Source organism: Acinetobacter baumannii (assembly GCF_009759685.1).
Lineage (GTDB): Bacteria > Pseudomonadota > Gammaproteobacteria > Pseudomonadales > Moraxellaceae > Acinetobacter > Acinetobacter baumannii.
In genome coordinates this window covers 1,773,445-1,789,407 of sequence record NZ_CP046654.1, presented here as the reverse complement: position 1 = coordinate 1,789,407, position 15,963 = coordinate 1,773,445, and the positions used below count along the sequence as shown (strand labels likewise).

Genomic DNA, 15,963 nt, shown 5'->3' with positions numbered 1-15,963 from the left:
TAATTTAAACAAACCTAGTCATTTCGATGACTAGGTTTTTTTTGTTATTTTTAGCCAATTAGGTTGATTGCACTAGAAGAAAAGTTTTAAAAGCATGGTGAACCATGAAAACTATTGGACTTTTTGCCCACACAACCTTTTTTGGATTGATCGAAAAATAAATAGGATTGATATGAGCCAGACAACACAGACCGATATCATTACGCTTGGTGATGTTGCCACAAGACTTCCTAGCTTCATTCCCAAAGTACCCCATATCCTAAATGGTCTTAAACAGGCTTATTTAAGAACATCAAATACTCCAACAGGTTTGGGTATTGCTTTTGAAAAAGCTGTTAAAAGAAATCCGAAAGGCACGGCATTATTATTTGAAGATCAAAGTTATTCTTATGAAGCTTTAAATGAATGGGCAAACCAGATTTCCCATTACTATCTTTCTCTCGGAGCGCGTAAAGGGGACGTCATTGCTGTAATGATTGAAAACCGCTCTGAGCTGATTGCAACAATTGTTGGTTTAGCCAAAATTGGTGTGACAATTGCACTTGTAAATACATCTCAAGTCGGTAAGGTTCTCGCTCATAGCATCAATCTTGTAAAACCTATTGCCGTTATTGCTGGTGAAGAAGTCCGAGCTGCTATTGATGAAATTCGTCAGGACTTAAATGTACCTAAAGACCGCTTCCACTGGTTCGCAGATCAGGCAACACGTCAAAACTCGGGTACAGCGCCTGAAGGCTATGTCAATCTTGCGGACCAAATTGATCAATTTCCAAAATTCAATCCGTCTACTACCCGTTCTGTCACTGGTAACGATGGTCTGTTCTATATCTACACATCAGGTACAACAGGTTTACCAAAGGCGGTTATTTTCAAACACAGTCGCTGGACATTAGCGTATGGTACTTATGGCCATATCTTAAACTTAGGCCCAGATGACGTTATGTACGTAACCTTACCGCTTTACCATGCAACAGGCGTGGTGGTTTGCTGGTGTGGCGTTATCGCGGGCAGTGCAACACTTGCGATTCGACGTAAATATTCAACTAGCGCATTCTGGAAAGATGTTCAAAAATTTAATGCATCTGCCATTGGGTATGTTGGTGAACTTTGCCGCTACTTGATGGATGCTCCTGTCACCGAGCTTGACCGCAACCATCGTGTAACCAAAATGATTGGTAATGGTATGCGCCCAAATATCTGGGACAAGTTCAAACAACGCTTTGGTGTTAAAGAGGTACTTGAGCTTTATGCATCGAGTGAAGGCAATGTTGGATTTAGTAATATTTTCAACTTTGACAATACGGTTGGCTTCTCTCCTACTCCATATGCCATTATCCAGTTCGATAAAGAGAAAAATGAACCAATACGCGATAAAAATGGCTGGTGCCAGAAAGTAAAAGCAGGTGAAGTTGGCCTACTCATCGGGAAAATTACCAGCCGCTCGCCATTTGATGGCTACACCGACCCTGAAAAGAACAAGTCTGTGATCTGGAAAGATGTTTTCAAGAAAGGTGATTCTTATTTCAACACAGGTGATTTGGTCCGTGACATCGGCTTCCGTCATGCCCAGTTTGTTGACCGCCTAGGTGATACTTTCCGATGGAAAGGTGAAAACGTATCAACGACTGAAGTTGAAAATATGGTATGCGAATACGACAAAATTGCCGAAGCTGTCGTTTATGGGGTAGAAATTCCAAATACCAATGGCCGTGCCGGTATGGCAGCGATCACTCTCGCAGATGGTGAAGAGCTAAATGATGCTGATTTAACCGAAATGGTGACCGTATTTAAGAAATGTTTACCTACCTATGCAGTACCTGTATTTTTACGTGTACAAAAAAAGGTCGAAACAACAGGTACATTTAAATATCAGAAGAATAAACTGAAGGAAGAAGCGTTTAATCCAAGCAAAACTTCTGAACGTTTACTCGCTTTATTACCTGGTGCAAGCAGTTATTGTGATATCACAACTGAAATTTTTGACAATATTCAGACGTATAAATACCGTTTTTAGTTTATTTTTTAGCTAAACAAGAGGAAATCGTGCTTTTTATAAGCAATCATGCAAATGTTTTTAAATTTCCTCTTGTGTTAGTTGAATAACTTGCTAAAATACGCGACATCAAAACGATACAGTGTTTAGAAGTGTTACTTCTCTCTGAGTTAGTTCGAGTTTGATTGCTAAAGAAAATTATAGATTTTCTCCTGCATTCAAGTAAAACAAGGTTTTACTTAATTCTCGCTCAGGGTCGTTAGCTCAGTTGGTAGAGCAGCGGACTTTTAATCCGTTGGTCCCGCGTTCGAGTCGCGGACGACCCACCACTTATTAGTTTTGAACCTATTTGGGTCGTTAGCTCAGTTGGTAGAGCAGCGGACTTTTAATCCGTTGGTCCCGCGTTCGAGTCGCGGACGACCCACCAAATTCTAAAAAGCCTCTCAGTTCGAGAGGCTTTTTTTATTGTTATCCTATTTTCTTTTTATGACTAAAAGATGACGATACATTTGCGATTTAAAACTTCCCCCACCCAATTCATAAAAACTTCTAGTCGCTTTGGAATATAACTCCTGTTGGGATACAAAATATTAAGTGGAAGCGATGGTGCACTGTAAGCACTCAGCACCTCAACTAAAATCCCCCGTTCAATTTTATCCTGAACATCATAATAAGGAAGTTGAATAATTCCCAAACCTGCACAAGCAGCGGCGATATAGGCCTCGGTATTGTTCACACTTAAAGCACTATCCATCATCACAGTTCCACCTTGATATATAAATTCTCCCTGCTTTTCTCCTACAGCTCCTGCGTAATTAATTAATTTATGCTGTTCAAGATCATTTAACTGCTCAGGAACACCATAATCTTGTAAATATTGCGGACTGGCACAATTCACCATCACTAAATGTCCAATAAATCTTGCAATTAAACTGCTGTTATCTAGCTCTCCTACCCGAACAACACAGTCAATTCCCTTTTCAATTAAGTCAGTCAGGTCATCAGAACTATTGAGCTGTAAATGAATATCCGGATAACGATGATAAAAATCAGGCAGCTCAGGAATAATCACTTGATGCACAATCCGGCTAGGCATCGAAATCTTTAATGTGCCCCTATAATGCTGTTTTTGTGTCTGGATCAACTGTTCTAATTGTTCATAATCAAACAACAGGTTTTGACATTCTGGCAATATTCGTTGGCCATCTTGAGTAAGACTGACTTTACGGGTAGTCCGATGAAATAAGCGTACTCCATAGTGAGTTTCTAACTGTTGAATGGCACTCGTCACTGTCGAGCGAGGTAGATCAAGCTGATTTGCTACCTCACTAAAGCTTTGTCGTTTAGCGACTTCTGTAAAAATATAAAATTGCTGCAACCGATCCATTTTAATTGTTCGTATTTTCCGAATAGTTAAACCAAACTAGCATAATTGATCACAAATTACTGCCAATCTAGACTTAAAAACACTAAAACAATTCATCATAGGAACAATCATCATGACAACTCATAGCCTCAAAGATAAAGTTGTATTGATTACTGGCGGTGCTAAAAACCTAGGCGGACTCATTAGCCGTAAATTTGCAGAACAGGGTGCAAAAATCGCAATTCATTATAATAGTTCGGAAACTCAGACAGATGCAGAGCAGACCTTAGCAGATGTTAAAGCATTGGGTGCAGATGCAATTCTAATTCAGGCAGATCTAACTCATATTGAAAATATTGAAAAACTGTTTATAGATACGAAACAACATTTTGGTGGTATCGATATTGCGATTAATACCGTCGGAAAAGTCCTTAAAAAACCGTTTTTAGAAACCACCGAACAAGAGTTTGATAGCATGAGTGATATCAACTCAAAAATTGCCTATTTCTTTATTCAATCAGCGGGTCGACATTTAAATAACGGCGGAAAAATCTGTTCAATCGTAACCTCTCTTCTTGCTGCTTACACAGGGTTCTATTCAACCTATGAAGGTTTAAAAGCACCTGTTGAGCATTACACCCGCGCTGCATCGAAAGAATTTGGAGATCGCCAAATTTCTGTGACTGCTGTTGCACCGGGACCAATGGACACACCATTCTTTTATGGTCAAGAGTCTGCCGAAGCAGTCGCTTACCATAAATCAGCTTCAGCTTTAGGTGGACTTACTAAAATTGAAGATATTGAACCTCTAGTTCGCTTCTTAGTCACCGACGGCTGGTGGATTACAGGTCAGACGATTTTCGCAAATGGTGGTTATACCACCCGCTAAAATTACAAAAGCCGCATCTCATCGTGCGGCTTTTTCTTTATAATGCTTTGATTATAAGAACTCTTCGAGTACCGAGTTTAAGAAAATATGCCCCTGCTCTGTACAAGCCAAACGACCGCTATCCTCTACCAATAACTCTCTCGAACGCAATGAAGTAAGCAGATCATTTAAATCATCTAAAATTAAGCCTGTGCGCTGTTCATATAACTCAGCTTTTACGCCATCATTTAAACGTAAAGCGTTCATCATAAACTCAAAAGGTAGTTCATCTGCTTCAATCTTTTTCATTTGCAAATGTTCGGCTGGAACCTTAGCCAAATAGTCTTTAGGTAAACGAGTCTTTTGAAAACGATATACACCATCCGGTCGGGTTACTTTGCCATGTGCTCCTGCACCAATCGCAAGATAATCACCAAATTGCCAATAATTTAAATTATGAGCTGAAGGCTGCTCTTTACGCCAAGCTGACACTTCATAATTGATAAAGCCATTTGCTTTTAGATAGGCTTCACCTTGCTCTTGAATATCTTCTAACACCTCATCTTGAGGTAAAACAGGCTGTGTTCGGAAAAATACGGTATTTGGCTCAATGGTCAGTTGATACCAACTGATATGTGTCGCACCATGCTCTACAGCCGTCTTTAAATCATAAAGTGCTTGCTCTAGTGTTTGTTCTGGCAAGCCATGCATCAAATCGACATTAACTCGCTTAAAACCTGCTTGTCGTGCCTGCTCAATTGCATCCATAGCATTGTTGGCTGAATGAATACGCCCAAGCTTTTGCAGGTGATCGGTATTAAAAGTCTGTACACCAATCGATAAACGATTAATTCCTGCTTCTAAATAGCCTGCAAACGGGTCATGTTCTAGTGTTCCCGGATTAGCTTCTAAAGTAATTTCACAGTCATCTTCAAAGTTAAGCAGCGATTTAAGCTGTTCAAATAGCCATGCATAACCTTTAGCAGAAATAAGTGAAGGTGTTCCACCACCAATAAATACACTGTGAATTGAACGTCCTTGTGCCATCTCGACTTGAGTTTCAAAGTCGGCTACCAATGCTTTTAAATAAGTTTGCTCGAGTTCTGCCGAAAGCGCACCATCAGGCACCGCATGTGAGTTAAAGTCGCAATAGGGACATTTACGCACGCACCAAGGCATGTGGATATATAAAGATAAAGGAACAGAAGCAGGATTTAATACGGCCAAGGAACAGGGTCCAATTTACACAATATTTCTATTTTAACATGACTGCATCAATGGGCTTATGAAAACATACCTTAATTGCTTTAGACTGTTTTTAAACATACTTAAATATTGATAAAAATGATGAAATTCTCTAGTCAACTTTTCCTGATCTTACCCTTAGCTATGGGAATCGGTGTTGCCATGGCTTTTCAGACTGCAATTAATGCTCAGCTTCGTGAGCAATTACACTCACCATTGCAAGCAGCATTGTTATCATTTTTCATAGGTACTATCGTCTTAGCCATTATGGTGTTCTTCCAAAGTGCCGAGAAACCGAGTTTAAGTGAAATATCCAATATTCCATGGCTTCTCTGGACCGGAGGATTTCTTGGGGTTTATGCAATTAGCATGAGCATTTATACTGCACCTAAGCTTGGTTTTTTAACCTTTACAGGGTTAGTCGTTTTTGGGCAATTGGTCATTTCTATGTTACTTGACCATTTTGGCTGGTTAGGTACCGAAAAGACACCTGTTACATGGCAACGGTTTCTAGGTGGAGTGGTCATCTTTGTTGGTGTATTACTTACCTTGCAACGCTAGTTTCATTTTTTATATTTATAAAGAGTACCTTTTGTGTCGAATGTCACGTCGTTTCGGTCTGAATTAAAACAACTCTTCCATTTAATGTTACCTATTTTAATTACGCAGTTTGCTCAAGCAGGGTTCGGGTTAATTGATACCATTATGGCTGGGCATTTATCTGCCGCAGACTTAGCCGCTATTGCGGTAGGTGTAGGCTTATGGATTCCAGTCATGCTCTTGTTCAGTGGCATCATGATTGCAACCACACCATTAGTTGCCGAAGCAAAAGGCGCTAGAAATACAGAGCAAATTCCAGTGATTGTCCGCCAATCATTATGGGTTGCAGTAATTCTAGGGGTATTGGCAATGCTCATTTTGCAGCTTATGCCATTTTTCTTACATGTGTTTGGCGTACCAGAAAGTTTACAACCTAAAGCCAGTTTATTCTTACATGCAATTGGTTTGGGTATGCCCGCTGTAACCATGTATGCAGCGCTCCGAGGCTATTCCGAAGCATTAGGCCATCCCCGCCCTGTCACGGTCATTAGCTTACTAGCCTTAGTGGTTTTAATCCCGCTTAACATGATTTTTATGTATGGCTTAGGACCAATACCTGCTTTGGGTAGCGCAGGCTGTGGTTTTGCAACATCCATTTTACAGTGGCTGATGCTCATTACGTTAGCAGGCTATATTTATAAGGCTTCGGCTTATCGAAACACATCTATTTTTAGCAGATTCGATAAAATTAGCCTGACTTGGGTTAAAAGAATTTTACAGCTCGGCCTGCCAATTGGTTTAGCTGTGTTTTTTGAAGTGAGTATTTTTAGTACAGGGGCATTGGTCCTTAGCCCTCTAGGGGAAGTCTTTATTGCCGCACACCAAGTAGCAATTTCAGTCACTTCGGTACTGTTTATGATTCCACTTTCTCTTGCCATTGCTTTAACCATTCGCGTGGGGACGTATTATGGTGAAAAGAACTGGGCTTCCATGTACCAAGTACAGAAAATTGGTCTAAGCACAGCAGTATTTTTTGCTCTATTGACCATGTCTTTTATTGCTTTAGGCCGTGAACAAATTGTCTCGGTTTATACTCAAGATATAAATGTTGTGCCGGTTGCCATGTATTTGCTCTGGTTTGCAATGGCATATCAATTAATGGATGCTCTACAAGTCAGCGCTGCCGGCTGTTTAAGAGGTATGCAAGATACTCAGGCACCGATGTGGATCACCTTAATGGCGTATTGGGTAATTGCTTTTCCAATCGGTCTTTATTTAGCGCGTTATACCGATTGGGGCGTAGCTGGTGTGTGGTTAGGTTTAATTATTGGTTTAAGTATTGCCTGTGTTTTATTGCTATCACGACTCTATTTGAATACCAAACGTTTAAGTCAAACCTAATAAAAAAGCCGATGAAACATCGGCTTTTTTTATTTTATGCAGATTTTGCCCGTGGGCTTGCTCCAATTTGCCAGACAAATGGTAAATCCGTACGGTTTACTTCCCAATCTCCAATCACTTTTTCTTTGTAAATAAGCGGATTATGTGAAGACACAGTCCGAGCATTACGCCAGAAACGGTCAAGTTGTTTCACTTGGCTACTCGCCGAGGCCCCTAAGGCATTAAATAACTGGCTTGTTAAATCGAGTACTAGATTAGAAATCACCACCTGTCCTTGTGCCGATTCAAGCTCGGCATCCACATTGAACTGATGCTCTTTCACTTCGGATTCAGCAAAATGGCTTTCATAGGCTTTTTGCAGTACCTCAGCGGTTTTTAAGGTAATTGCTTCACTTGCATACGCTTGAGCTGAGGCTTTGCCGACCACTTGTAAAACTTGTGGGTCGTGACGAACCAAGTCACCATTACCATGACTAAAAATACGTTTACGTTCACGAATTTCCTGACTAAATGTCTCAACCGCGGCACGCGCAATACCCGTTAAAGTTGCAAGATGCACCACCTGATAAAAAGCGGTCTGATATTTAAAACGTTGGTCAAATGGAATAAGGTGTGAAGCTGGCAAATGAACCTGATGTACTTTTAAAGTACCACTGCCCGTTGTCTTTTGACCAAAACCATCCCAGTCATCAATCACGCTCACCCCTGTTTCATGGCGGTAAATAGCAGCAATCACATGACGGTCATTTACTTCATCGTAAGCAAATAAATCAATCCAGTCTGCAAAAATACTTCCTGTTGAATAGTACTTTTCACCATTTACCACCAAGTTACCCGAAGCGTCTTTGGTGACACGAGTAACGACATCGCCGATCTGTACGTTTCCAACTTCTGTCCACGCATTCCCGACTAAATCACCTTGTACAAAGCGCTGAAACCAGACTTCCTGAGAATGCTCTTTATGAGCAACCAAGCGGTCTTCAACAAATGCGAAATGACCTCGTAAAGCTTGCACAATATTGGAATCAGCTTCTGCTAACTCTGCCAAAAGCTGGAACAGTTGAGGTAATGAAACCCCATCTCCACCATATTTACGGGGTATTCGTACAGCGCCCAACTTGGCTTCTTTTAACCACTGAATCGGCTCAAAAGGCAAGATTCGCTCTTTTTCCCGTTGAATTGCACCTTGTGCAATTTTTTCAAAAATGGGACGAAATCTGTTTGCAACCTTTTCGTAATCAGCACCGACCGACAGTTCTTCTAATTCAATTTGAGCTGTTGTCATCGTTATTCTCCTAATTTTGTTTTTTCTTTCAATTTAGCTCCATGCATGACGAGGTGGCTGAACTCCATTGAGATAATAGTTACCAACAATGTGATATTTCCAACGCACGGGGTCATGCAAAGTGTGGGTACGGGCATTGCGTCAGTGACGGTCAAGGTTGAGTTCAGATAAAGTAGAACGCGTACCCGACAACTCAAAAAGTTTATTGGCTGCCAAAATAGCAATTTCTGTGGTGAGTACTTTTGCCTCGGCAACCAATAGGGTGGCTTGGTTTACATGTTCTTCGGTGGTATCGGCAATGGCCTGATCAATTGCATCTCCAGCCAAATCCAATACCGCTTCTGCTGCACGCAGTTTGATTTTTAGGTCACCAATATTTGCAATTGTGTAAGGGTCATCACTGGCTTTTTCCAGACCTGAATCAATCCATGCACGGCTATGGTTTTTGACATATTGAATCGTTTCTTCAATTGCACCACGCGCAATACCGGCATCGACCGCAGCCTGAATAAACTGAGAAATAGCACCTGCTGGTGTTGGGCGCTCAAATGCTTGGTAAATTGGAACTAGATATTCTTCACGTACTGGCACCTGATTCAGCTCTACCGTGCCACTAGCTGTAGTACGTTGTCCAAAACCAGACCAGTCATTAATAATATTGACCCCAGATGTTTCACGTGGCACAAGTGCAGCATAAGGTTGTCCTAGTTCATTTACAGCAACAATTGGAATCCAATGTGCGAGCAAGGCACCCGTTGCAAAGAATTTCTTGCCATTAATTTCATAACCATGCTCGGTCTTTCGTAATGTGGTAGTGAGGTCTGCTACTGTCTTACTGTGTTTTTCGGAAAATGCATTGCCAAAACGAATTCCTCTTAACACCAAGTTAAAGAAGAACTGTTGCTGTTCAGGTTTCGCATCTAGTCTTAAATGTTCAATAAAAGCCAAGTGGTTTTGAGGCAACTGAGCAAGAGAAGGGTCAACACTCGCAATTGTTTTGATCACTTCCGCTAAAGTTCGATACTTGACTTGCGCCCCACCAAATTGCTTAGGTACTGTAATGGCCCACAAGCCACTTTGTGAGAACTGTTGAATTTCATTTAAGGGTAAACGGCGCTCTCTATCTCGATCTGATGCTTCTTGGGCAAATTCTTGAGCAAGTTGCTTGGCAATCTCTATTGCCTCTTCATCAGAACGAATAATATGTGCGTCTTTCGACTGCTCGAATACAGATAAAGGAACCGCTTGAGAGCGCCCATAGGACGAATTTAGACTGGTCATAAGTTTTATTGTCTCTATTTCTTATTTAACATGCCCTTCACCTTAGCACTAAAAAAACAGCGACTTTATAGATATTAAAGCTTTGTTTATGAAATGAATTTTCAAAAGCTTTTCATATTTTTTACTATAAAAATAACATTTTGTTTTTCGAAAATTTTCTTACAGGAGATAAACAATTTCTTATAGGCTTTTTAAGTTTTGTCACCTATGATCAAACCTAGGCAATATTATGTTGTAGTCAATGAGGTATCGAAGATATGGCAAAGAATGCAAGTTCACCTGGCAAACGATTTATGAAACTTGCAGGAATGACCGCGAGCATTGCAACAAAAACCGTTTCTAACTCGATTCGAAACCTGACTGCGGATGAAGAACAGAAACTGGCTGCAAAAACAAAATTATTTCAAGATATCGGACTTCAAATTGCAGACACCTTGGGAGAAATGAAAGGTGCGGTCATGAAGGTCGGACAAATTGCATCGCAATATAAAGATATCTTCCCGCCCGAAGTCGCCAAAGCGATATCAAAACTACAACGCCAAGCTCCAGCTATGCCTTTTGCAGCGATTCAGCAACAAGTTGAACGTGAGCTTGGCAAACCACTGAATGTTGCCTTTAAATCTTTTGAACAAGAACCTTTTGCTGCTGCATCGATTGGGCAAGTTCACAAAGCTGTTCTGCCAAGTGGCGAACAAGTTGTGGTTAAAGTTCAATATCCCGGTGTTGATGAAGCCTGTGAAAGTGATTTAAAACAAGTACGTTTAGCCCTTCGCTTAATGGGTGTACTTAAGATTGATAAAAAGCTACAAGATCAGCTTTTTGCAGAGATTCAAGATAGTCTATCAGCAGAGCTTAACTATGAAATCGAAGCTCAAAATCTTGAAGTCTTTAAAACTTTTCATAGTAAATTAGACGACAAAATTATTATCCCGACTGTTTATAAAGATTACTCTTCAAGACGTATTTTAACCTTAAGCCTTGAACAAGGTGACAGCATTGAAACTGCTAGTTCTTGGCCTATCGAAATTCGAAACACAATTGGCCGTCGTCTAATCCGCGCTTTAGGTCAAGAAATGTTCTTTTTAAAACGTTTCCACTGTGACCCCCACCCAGGTAACTTTGCCTTCCGCCAAGATGGTAGTGTGATTATTTATGACTATGGCAGTGTTAAAACACTTTCCAATGAAATTGTGTATAGTTTCAAACGACTGGTGAATGCAGCTCGCCATGAAGATATCGACTTAATTGAAACAGAATTACTCGAACTACATTCACTAGCAGAAAAAGGTAAATTCCCGAGCGATCTTTATAAACTCTGGATTGAAGTGTTATTGCGCCCGCTTACCACAACCTATGATTTTGCAGAGAACTCATCACATCATGATGGCATGCTACTCGTGAAGAAATCTTTAAAATATTGGGATGTCTTTAAGCCTTCACCAGATACATTAATGGTCAATAGAACCATTTCAGGACACTACTGGAACCTCATTCACTTAAAAGTGCATGACAATCTTAACGATCTATTTGAAGAGCTTGTACCACTTTCTAACTAACTTAATTTACTTATCAATGTAGCCTTTTTAGGGTTACATTGACTTATTTAATGTTATGTTATAACATTTCTTTAATCAAAAATAATTTAGGACAATTTCTCATGCGTAAAGATATTCATCCTGCTTACCAACAAGTGTTATTTCATGACACCAATGCAGACGTGTACTTCTTAATTGGTAGTACCATTCAGACTAAACAAACCAAAGAATATCAAGGACAAGTCTATCCTTATGTGACTCTTGATATTTCAAGTGCATCACACCCGTTCTACACAGGTGAAGTACGTCAAGCAAGTAATGAAGGGCGTGTTGCAAGCTTTAACAAACGCTTCGCTCGCTTTAATCGTAAGAGTTAATCTTACGTTAAGTTTTAACCAATACACTTAAACCATTGGAAGCCTAAGACTCATCTCCTCCACTTAGGCTTCTTTTTTTATGTGCATTTTTTAATGATTTTCTAAGGTGTGTATAAAGTTAAACTTATCCACAATTTTCACAAGAACGCTTCTGATTTTTCTCAACAACCCATCATTTTTTATAGCTCTCAAGCTTTCAAAACATGTATTCAATGCTATGCTTAAGCCCCATTTGATAGGAAGTTTAAGATTATGGCACAAGAGTTACTTGCCCAATTACAAGCAGGCACAGCAAAATTTTCAGATGTTTTAGCTTATATTGAAGCACGCTACCAACATACTCCAACAGCTTTTCAAAATGGCGCACAGCATAACGCTGCAACTGAAAATCAAGGCAGTGCGAAAGTTTTCTCTTTTGCCAAGTTACAAGGTTTAGACCAAGCACAAACTTTAAGTTTATTTGCAGAGCACTACGCATCTGTATTGGCTACCCCAGAGGGAACTGACCACCAAAATATTCGTCAGTTTATGCAAAATGGTTGGGATGGTGTGAAGTTTGAAGGTCAGGCTTTAACTGAAAAGTAATAGATTTAAATAAATAATAGAAACGACTTAATTTTTATTATGAGCACTGCCTTAAATGGAAGTGATATCCAAATGATGGATTGTATAGGCTAAGCTTACTTTTCAAGGATGAAAAGTAACAAAAATCCTTTGTTGCGCTGATGCTACATCCATGTAGCACAGCGAAACGACGGCATCCATGCCGTCTGTCACGATAGTAAATGCCTTATTTTTCTTAATTATTTTATTAGCCTCTTACATTTGATACGCGATAACGTCATTCGCAGCCTGCGTAGTGTCAATAAAAGATTGTTTTTGCAAAGCATAAGATAAATGGATTCAGTGAACAGGTTCTGCGAATGACAGATGCCTTTGGTTACTTTGGGCAAAACCAAAGTAACTTAATTAGCTGCTTCCATTAGATAACTCAACGATAAGACTCCGTCGTGAAAATCCTACCCAACACTCAACTTCGATGAGCTCTCACAACTTGAAATCATGGTCAATTCTTAAATATAAAAACTCAATGCCCCGCTACCCAATAACAAGTCGCCAACCCCAAACACGTAAAAATTAAAGACCCAATTAAATGAATAGAAATGGCCAACATTGCCATTCCCCACTTACCACTTTGTAATAAGGTGACGATCTCAATTGAGAAAGTTGAGAATGTAGTTAAAGCGCCACAAAAACCTGTGATTACGAAAAGTTTATAGTTCGGGCTCAAATCGCTATGAGCAAAATAAGCCATCGCAAAACCAATAATAAAGCCACCGACCAAATTAACAGTAACAGTACCCAACGGAATTTGCGGATAAATCGGGTTCAGTTTTAAACCTAAAAACCAGCGCAACCACGCCCCAAGAACTGAACCTAAGGCAATTGAAAGTAAAGGATAATACATAGAACCACCCCTTTAGTGAGATGCTAAAAGAGCAAACAAAAATGATGGGAAATGTGACATGGCGCACTCCAAAAATAAGCAGAGTACGCAATAACCTACGTACCCAGCGTTATAAATACATGAGGGTAACGTAGGCATCATTAGCCAATACGGCGGTTTTTCAAGGGAGGAATGCCATCTCCCTGTTTTAAGTATATTAAATCATCTACAATTTGATTAAAACATACTTTTTAAATCATGGACGTTCATCATATTGCGGTAAATCGTCATGAATGCATTCCCACTCTGCCTTTGAAGCAGCAAAAATATGCATTGTCGGCTTTTGGTCTAATGGTGTATCTAGTGTCCCAATTCTTAAACGATACAGTTCAGGCTGAGCATCACGCGAGCTAATAAGCGGTGAACCACATTCGCTACAAAACCAACGGTACACACCATTCACAGCAAATTTTTTGATAAGGTCTTCACCTTGCGTAATTTTAAAATCTGCACTATTGATAGGAGCATTCGTTGCAAATGCTGTTCCATTGGATTTTCGGCAGCGTTGACAATGGCATTGGATAATATCTCCGATATCGCCTTTAATTTCATAGCGAATACCCTGACATAAACAACTTCCCTGATAGACTGGCGATGCTTGAGACATACGATTCCGGCTCCTATTATTATTGATCGCTCAAAAATAACACTTTTCACATATCAAACATAGCACCGAATTCGTTGTTATTTCTCTAAGAATGAATGCACACCTTCACTAGCTGCTCGTCCCGTAGCAAAGCATGCTGTCAGCAAATATCCCCCTGTAGGAGCATCCCAATCCAGCATTTCGCCACAGCAAAAAACACCTGAGGTTTGTTTCAACTCTAAACTTTCAGTTAATGCATCTTGCTTAACACCACCAGCACAGCTAATCGCTTCTTCAATAGGCCTAAAGCCATCTAACTTAATTTGAAGTGCTTTCATTTTTTGCGCCATCGTCTCTGGTTGACTCCATAGTGCTTTATCAACCACTTCTCTAATTAAGTTAATTTTAGCTGTGTCTAAGCCTGCTTTACGCCAGATATTGGTGAGCGATTGCTTTTTGCTAGCCTGTAACTTTTTAACTAACTGTGTAAGCTCTACATCAGGCAATAAATCTAAAAATAGATTTAAGCTTTTTCCTTGTTTTTGTTGTTCTCTTAAGGCACGTCCGAGTTTATAAATGACCCCACTTTCTAAACCGTAGTGAGTAATCACAATATCACCATGAGTAACTTGGCTGGGTTCAACCCACGCATTGATACGCTTTAAAGGCTCACCAAAACAGCTTTCCATAAAAGCTGACCAAGTATGCAATACCCCTGCATTACTTGCTTGAAAAGGTTCAATACAAGATTGATCCATCCATTGTTGCCAAGCACCATCACTGCCCAATTGAGACCAAGAGACAGCTCCACAAGCCAACACGACTGCATCGTATTGCTGGGTAAAGGTTGCAGTGTTCTGTTTATTTTGGTTTTCTAAAGTCACTGTTGTACCTTGCAAATTAATACAACGATGACGATAAAAGAATTTAACCTGCTGTTCTGCTAACCGTTTTAACCAAGCGCGAAGCAAAGGAGCAGCTTTCATTTCAACAGGAAAAATACGACCGGAACTACCCACATACGAGTCTATTCCCAATCCTTTCATCCAGTTCTGAATCCAGACTGCATCCCATTTTTCAACCCACGGTTTGAGCCATTCTGCATGGTCATAACGTTCAATGAACTGGGGTAATGGTTCAGCATGCGAGATATTTAGCCCTGTTTTACCAGCCATCAGAAACTTACGCGCAGCCGAAGGTTTTTGCTCAAACACATCAATTTCATAAGCATACTGACTCAGTACCTCAGCTGCCATTAACCCAGCCGGCCCCGCACCAATAATGGCAATCCGCTTATTCGACATGTATTTGCCCTTGTAGCGGTGCAAACTCATCAAAACGAGTGTTATAACCTTCAGGCTTGGTCATAATAAGCTGCTGGCAAAGCTCGCCACGCTCTAAATATTTAATTTCAAAATGAGTACGTGCAGAAGTTTGCGCAATTTTTTCTTTTTGGTAAGGCAGCTTCCACACGTTTAATAACTGTTGTTCAGCTTCTTCAATATATTCAGGAATATTACTTGCCAATGTAATCGTTCCACCTGTTTTCAGGCGTGATAACAGGAACTCAAAAAATGGCATGTTCAACCAGCGTTGTGCCGGATTATGAGGTTCTGGGTTCGGATAGAGGATAAAGAAATGTTCTACTTGAGCAGGATATAGAGCATGTACAACCCAAGGTAAAGCATCTGCATGCACAGGGATTAAATTATCTCTTGGCTCCAAACCATGCTGCTTTTGCATGGCCAAGAATTTTTCTCTAGTTCGTTCAATTGCATATAACGTGTGCTGAGGATTTTGCCCACTAAATAGCAAAGCATGTTTACCTTTGCCTGCTCCAATTTCTACACAAATCGGAGTATTTTCAATTGGGGTAAAATCGCGAGGCGCTTGCATACGTTGTGCTTGAAATTGACGAATCTGCATAATCACATCAAACTAAATAAAAATCGGCACAAGTCTAACAAGTCACCTGACTT

The 15,963-nt window shown here is 40.2% G+C and carries 14 protein-coding genes, 2 tRNA genes, 1 pseudogene and 1 riboswitch; of the genes and pseudogenes, 9 read left to right on the top strand and 8 right to left on the bottom strand.

What is annotated here, in order from left to right:
* The first annotated feature begins 172 nt into the window (after positions 1–172).
* The 3 genes from GO593_RS08500 (at position 173) to GO593_RS08490 (ending at position 2,420) form a co-directional block, all read left to right on the top strand.
* Positions 173–2,014: a long-chain-acyl-CoA synthetase gene (locus tag GO593_RS08500; RefSeq protein WP_000084317.1), complete on the top strand. Its 1,842-nt coding sequence runs from the start codon at positions 173–175 to the stop codon at positions 2,012–2,014.
* 232 nt (positions 2,015–2,246) lie between these two features.
* Positions 2,247–2,322 (top strand) — tRNA-Lys (locus tag GO593_RS08495).
* A gap of 22 nt (positions 2,323–2,344) precedes the next feature.
* A tRNA-Lys gene (locus GO593_RS08490) sits at positions 2,345–2,420 on the top strand.
* 63 nt (positions 2,421–2,483) lie between these two features.
* Here the strand turns inward: GO593_RS08490 and GO593_RS08485 are convergent.
* A complete protein-coding gene (locus GO593_RS08485) occupies positions 2,484–3,380 on the bottom strand; it encodes a LysR family transcriptional regulator (protein ID WP_000375496.1) in 897 nt (298 codons plus the stop codon).
* Between the two features lie 112 nt (positions 3,381–3,492).
* Here GO593_RS08485 and GO593_RS08480 point away from each other — a divergent pair, with 112 nt between their 5' ends.
* Positions 3,493–4,248, top strand: a complete 756-nt coding sequence (locus tag GO593_RS08480; RefSeq protein WP_000207243.1) for an SDR family oxidoreductase — start codon at positions 3,493–3,495, stop codon at positions 4,246–4,248.
* A gap of 51 nt (positions 4,249–4,299) precedes the next feature.
* On the opposite strand, the gene hemW is transcribed toward GO593_RS08480, so the two are convergent.
* Complete coding sequence (gene hemW / locus GO593_RS08475; RefSeq protein WP_000279709.1) at positions 4,300–5,454, bottom strand: radical SAM family heme chaperone HemW; 1,155 nt, start codon at positions 5,452–5,454, stop codon at positions 4,300–4,302.
* A gap of 117 nt (positions 5,455–5,571) precedes the next feature.
* Here hemW and GO593_RS08470 point away from each other — a divergent pair, with 117 nt between their 5' ends.
* Together GO593_RS08470 and abeM are read left to right on the top strand one after the other, a co-directional pair.
* Positions 5,572–6,033, top strand: coding sequence for a DMT family transporter (locus GO593_RS08470; protein WP_001984522.1), 462 nt, complete (start codon positions 5,572–5,574; stop codon positions 6,031–6,033).
* 33 nt (positions 6,034–6,066) lie between these two features.
* On the top strand, positions 6,067–7,413 hold the full coding sequence (gene abeM / locus GO593_RS08465) for a multidrug efflux MATE transporter AbeM (protein WP_000073361.1): 1,347 nt from the start codon (positions 6,067–6,069) through the stop codon (positions 7,411–7,413).
* Between the two features lie 34 nt (positions 7,414–7,447).
* On the opposite strand, the gene GO593_RS08460 is transcribed toward abeM, so the two are convergent.
* Both GO593_RS08460 and GO593_RS08455 read right to left on the bottom strand, forming a co-directional pair.
* Positions 7,448–8,698, bottom strand: coding sequence for an acyl-CoA dehydrogenase family protein (locus tag GO593_RS08460; protein WP_000205420.1), 1,251 nt, complete (start codon positions 8,696–8,698; stop codon positions 7,448–7,450).
* A gap of 33 nt (positions 8,699–8,731) precedes the next feature.
* Positions 8,732–9,979, bottom strand: a pseudogene (locus GO593_RS08455) (SfnB family sulfur acquisition oxidoreductase).
* Positions 9,980–10,236: 257 nt separating this feature from the next.
* Here GO593_RS08455 and GO593_RS08450 point away from each other — a divergent pair.
* The 3 genes from GO593_RS08450 to GO593_RS08440 all read left to right on the top strand — a co-directional run bounded on the left by GO593_RS08450 (position 10,237) and on the right by GO593_RS08440 (position 12,476).
* Positions 10,237–11,535, top strand: coding sequence for an ABC1 kinase family protein (locus GO593_RS08450; protein ID WP_001096917.1), 1,299 nt, complete (start codon positions 10,237–10,239; stop codon positions 11,533–11,535).
* A 101-nt stretch (positions 11,536–11,636) separates the two neighbouring features.
* Positions 11,637–11,891, top strand: coding sequence for a type B 50S ribosomal protein L31 (locus GO593_RS08445; RefSeq protein ID WP_001224256.1), 255 nt, complete (start codon positions 11,637–11,639; stop codon positions 11,889–11,891).
* Between the two features lie 252 nt (positions 11,892–12,143).
* Complete coding sequence (locus tag GO593_RS08440; RefSeq protein ID WP_000046495.1) at positions 12,144–12,476, top strand: HopJ type III effector protein; 333 nt, start codon at positions 12,144–12,146, stop codon at positions 12,474–12,476.
* Positions 12,477–12,978: 502 nt separating this feature from the next.
* Here the strand turns inward: GO593_RS08440 and crcB are convergent.
* The 4 genes from crcB to GO593_RS08420 all read right to left on the bottom strand — a co-directional run bounded on the left by crcB (position 12,979) and on the right by GO593_RS08420 (position 15,916).
* The gene (gene crcB / locus GO593_RS08435) at positions 12,979–13,359 is read right to left on the bottom strand and encodes a fluoride efflux transporter CrcB (RefSeq protein WP_000291733.1); all 381 of its coding nucleotides are present in this window, start codon (positions 13,357–13,359) and stop codon (positions 12,979–12,981) included.
* A 124-nt stretch (positions 13,360–13,483) separates the two neighbouring features.
* A riboswitch (Fluoride riboswitch) is annotated at positions 13,484–13,550 on the bottom strand.
* A gap of 44 nt (positions 13,551–13,594) precedes the next feature.
* Positions 13,595–14,005, bottom strand: a complete 411-nt coding sequence (locus tag GO593_RS08430) for a GFA family protein (RefSeq protein WP_000075982.1) — start codon at positions 14,003–14,005, stop codon at positions 13,595–13,597.
* A 77-nt stretch (positions 14,006–14,082) separates the two neighbouring features.
* Entirely contained in the window at positions 14,083–15,288 is a 1,206-nt protein-coding gene (locus GO593_RS08425; protein ID WP_000066776.1) for a TIGR03862 family flavoprotein, read from the bottom strand.
* The gene (locus GO593_RS08420) at positions 15,278–15,916 is read right to left on the bottom strand and encodes a class I SAM-dependent methyltransferase (protein ID WP_001984526.1); all 639 of its coding nucleotides are present in this window, start codon (positions 15,914–15,916) and stop codon (positions 15,278–15,280) included. The genes GO593_RS08425 and GO593_RS08420 overlap by 11 nt, the downstream gene beginning before the upstream one ends.
* Between the last annotated feature and the right edge of the window lie 47 nt (positions 15,917–15,963).

Bases quoted from the DNA above. Each gene is read 5' to 3' on its own strand.
- GO593_RS08500 (WP_000084317.1), top strand. From the start codon at position 173: ATGAGCCAGACAACACAGACCGATATCATTACGCTTGGTGATGTTGCC.
- GO593_RS08485 (WP_000375496.1), bottom strand. From the start codon at position 3,380: ATGGATCGGTTGCAGCAATTTTATATTTTTACAGAAGTCGCTAAACGA.
- GO593_RS08480 (WP_000207243.1), top strand. From the start codon at position 3,493: ATGACAACTCATAGCCTCAAAGATAAAGTTGTATTGATTACTGGCGGT.
- GO593_RS08470 (WP_001984522.1), top strand. From the start codon at position 5,572: ATGATGAAATTCTCTAGTCAACTTTTCCTGATCTTACCCTTAGCTATG.
- GO593_RS08460 (WP_000205420.1), bottom strand. From the start codon at position 8,698: ATGACAACAGCTCAAATTGAATTAGAAGAACTGTCGGTCGGTGCTGAT.
- GO593_RS08450 (WP_001096917.1), top strand. From the start codon at position 10,237: ATGGCAAAGAATGCAAGTTCACCTGGCAAACGATTTATGAAACTTGCA.
- GO593_RS08445 (WP_001224256.1), top strand. From the start codon at position 11,637: ATGCGTAAAGATATTCATCCTGCTTACCAACAAGTGTTATTTCATGAC.
- GO593_RS08440 (WP_000046495.1), top strand. From the start codon at position 12,144: ATGGCACAAGAGTTACTTGCCCAATTACAAGCAGGCACAGCAAAATTT.
- crcB (WP_000291733.1), bottom strand. From the start codon at position 13,359: ATGTATTATCCTTTACTTTCAATTGCCTTAGGTTCAGTTCTTGGGGCG.
- GO593_RS08430 (WP_000075982.1), bottom strand. From the start codon at position 14,005: ATGTCTCAAGCATCGCCAGTCTATCAGGGAAGTTGTTTATGTCAGGGT.
- GO593_RS08425 (WP_000066776.1), bottom strand. From the start codon at position 15,288: ATGTCGAATAAGCGGATTGCCATTATTGGTGCGGGGCCGGCTGGGTTA.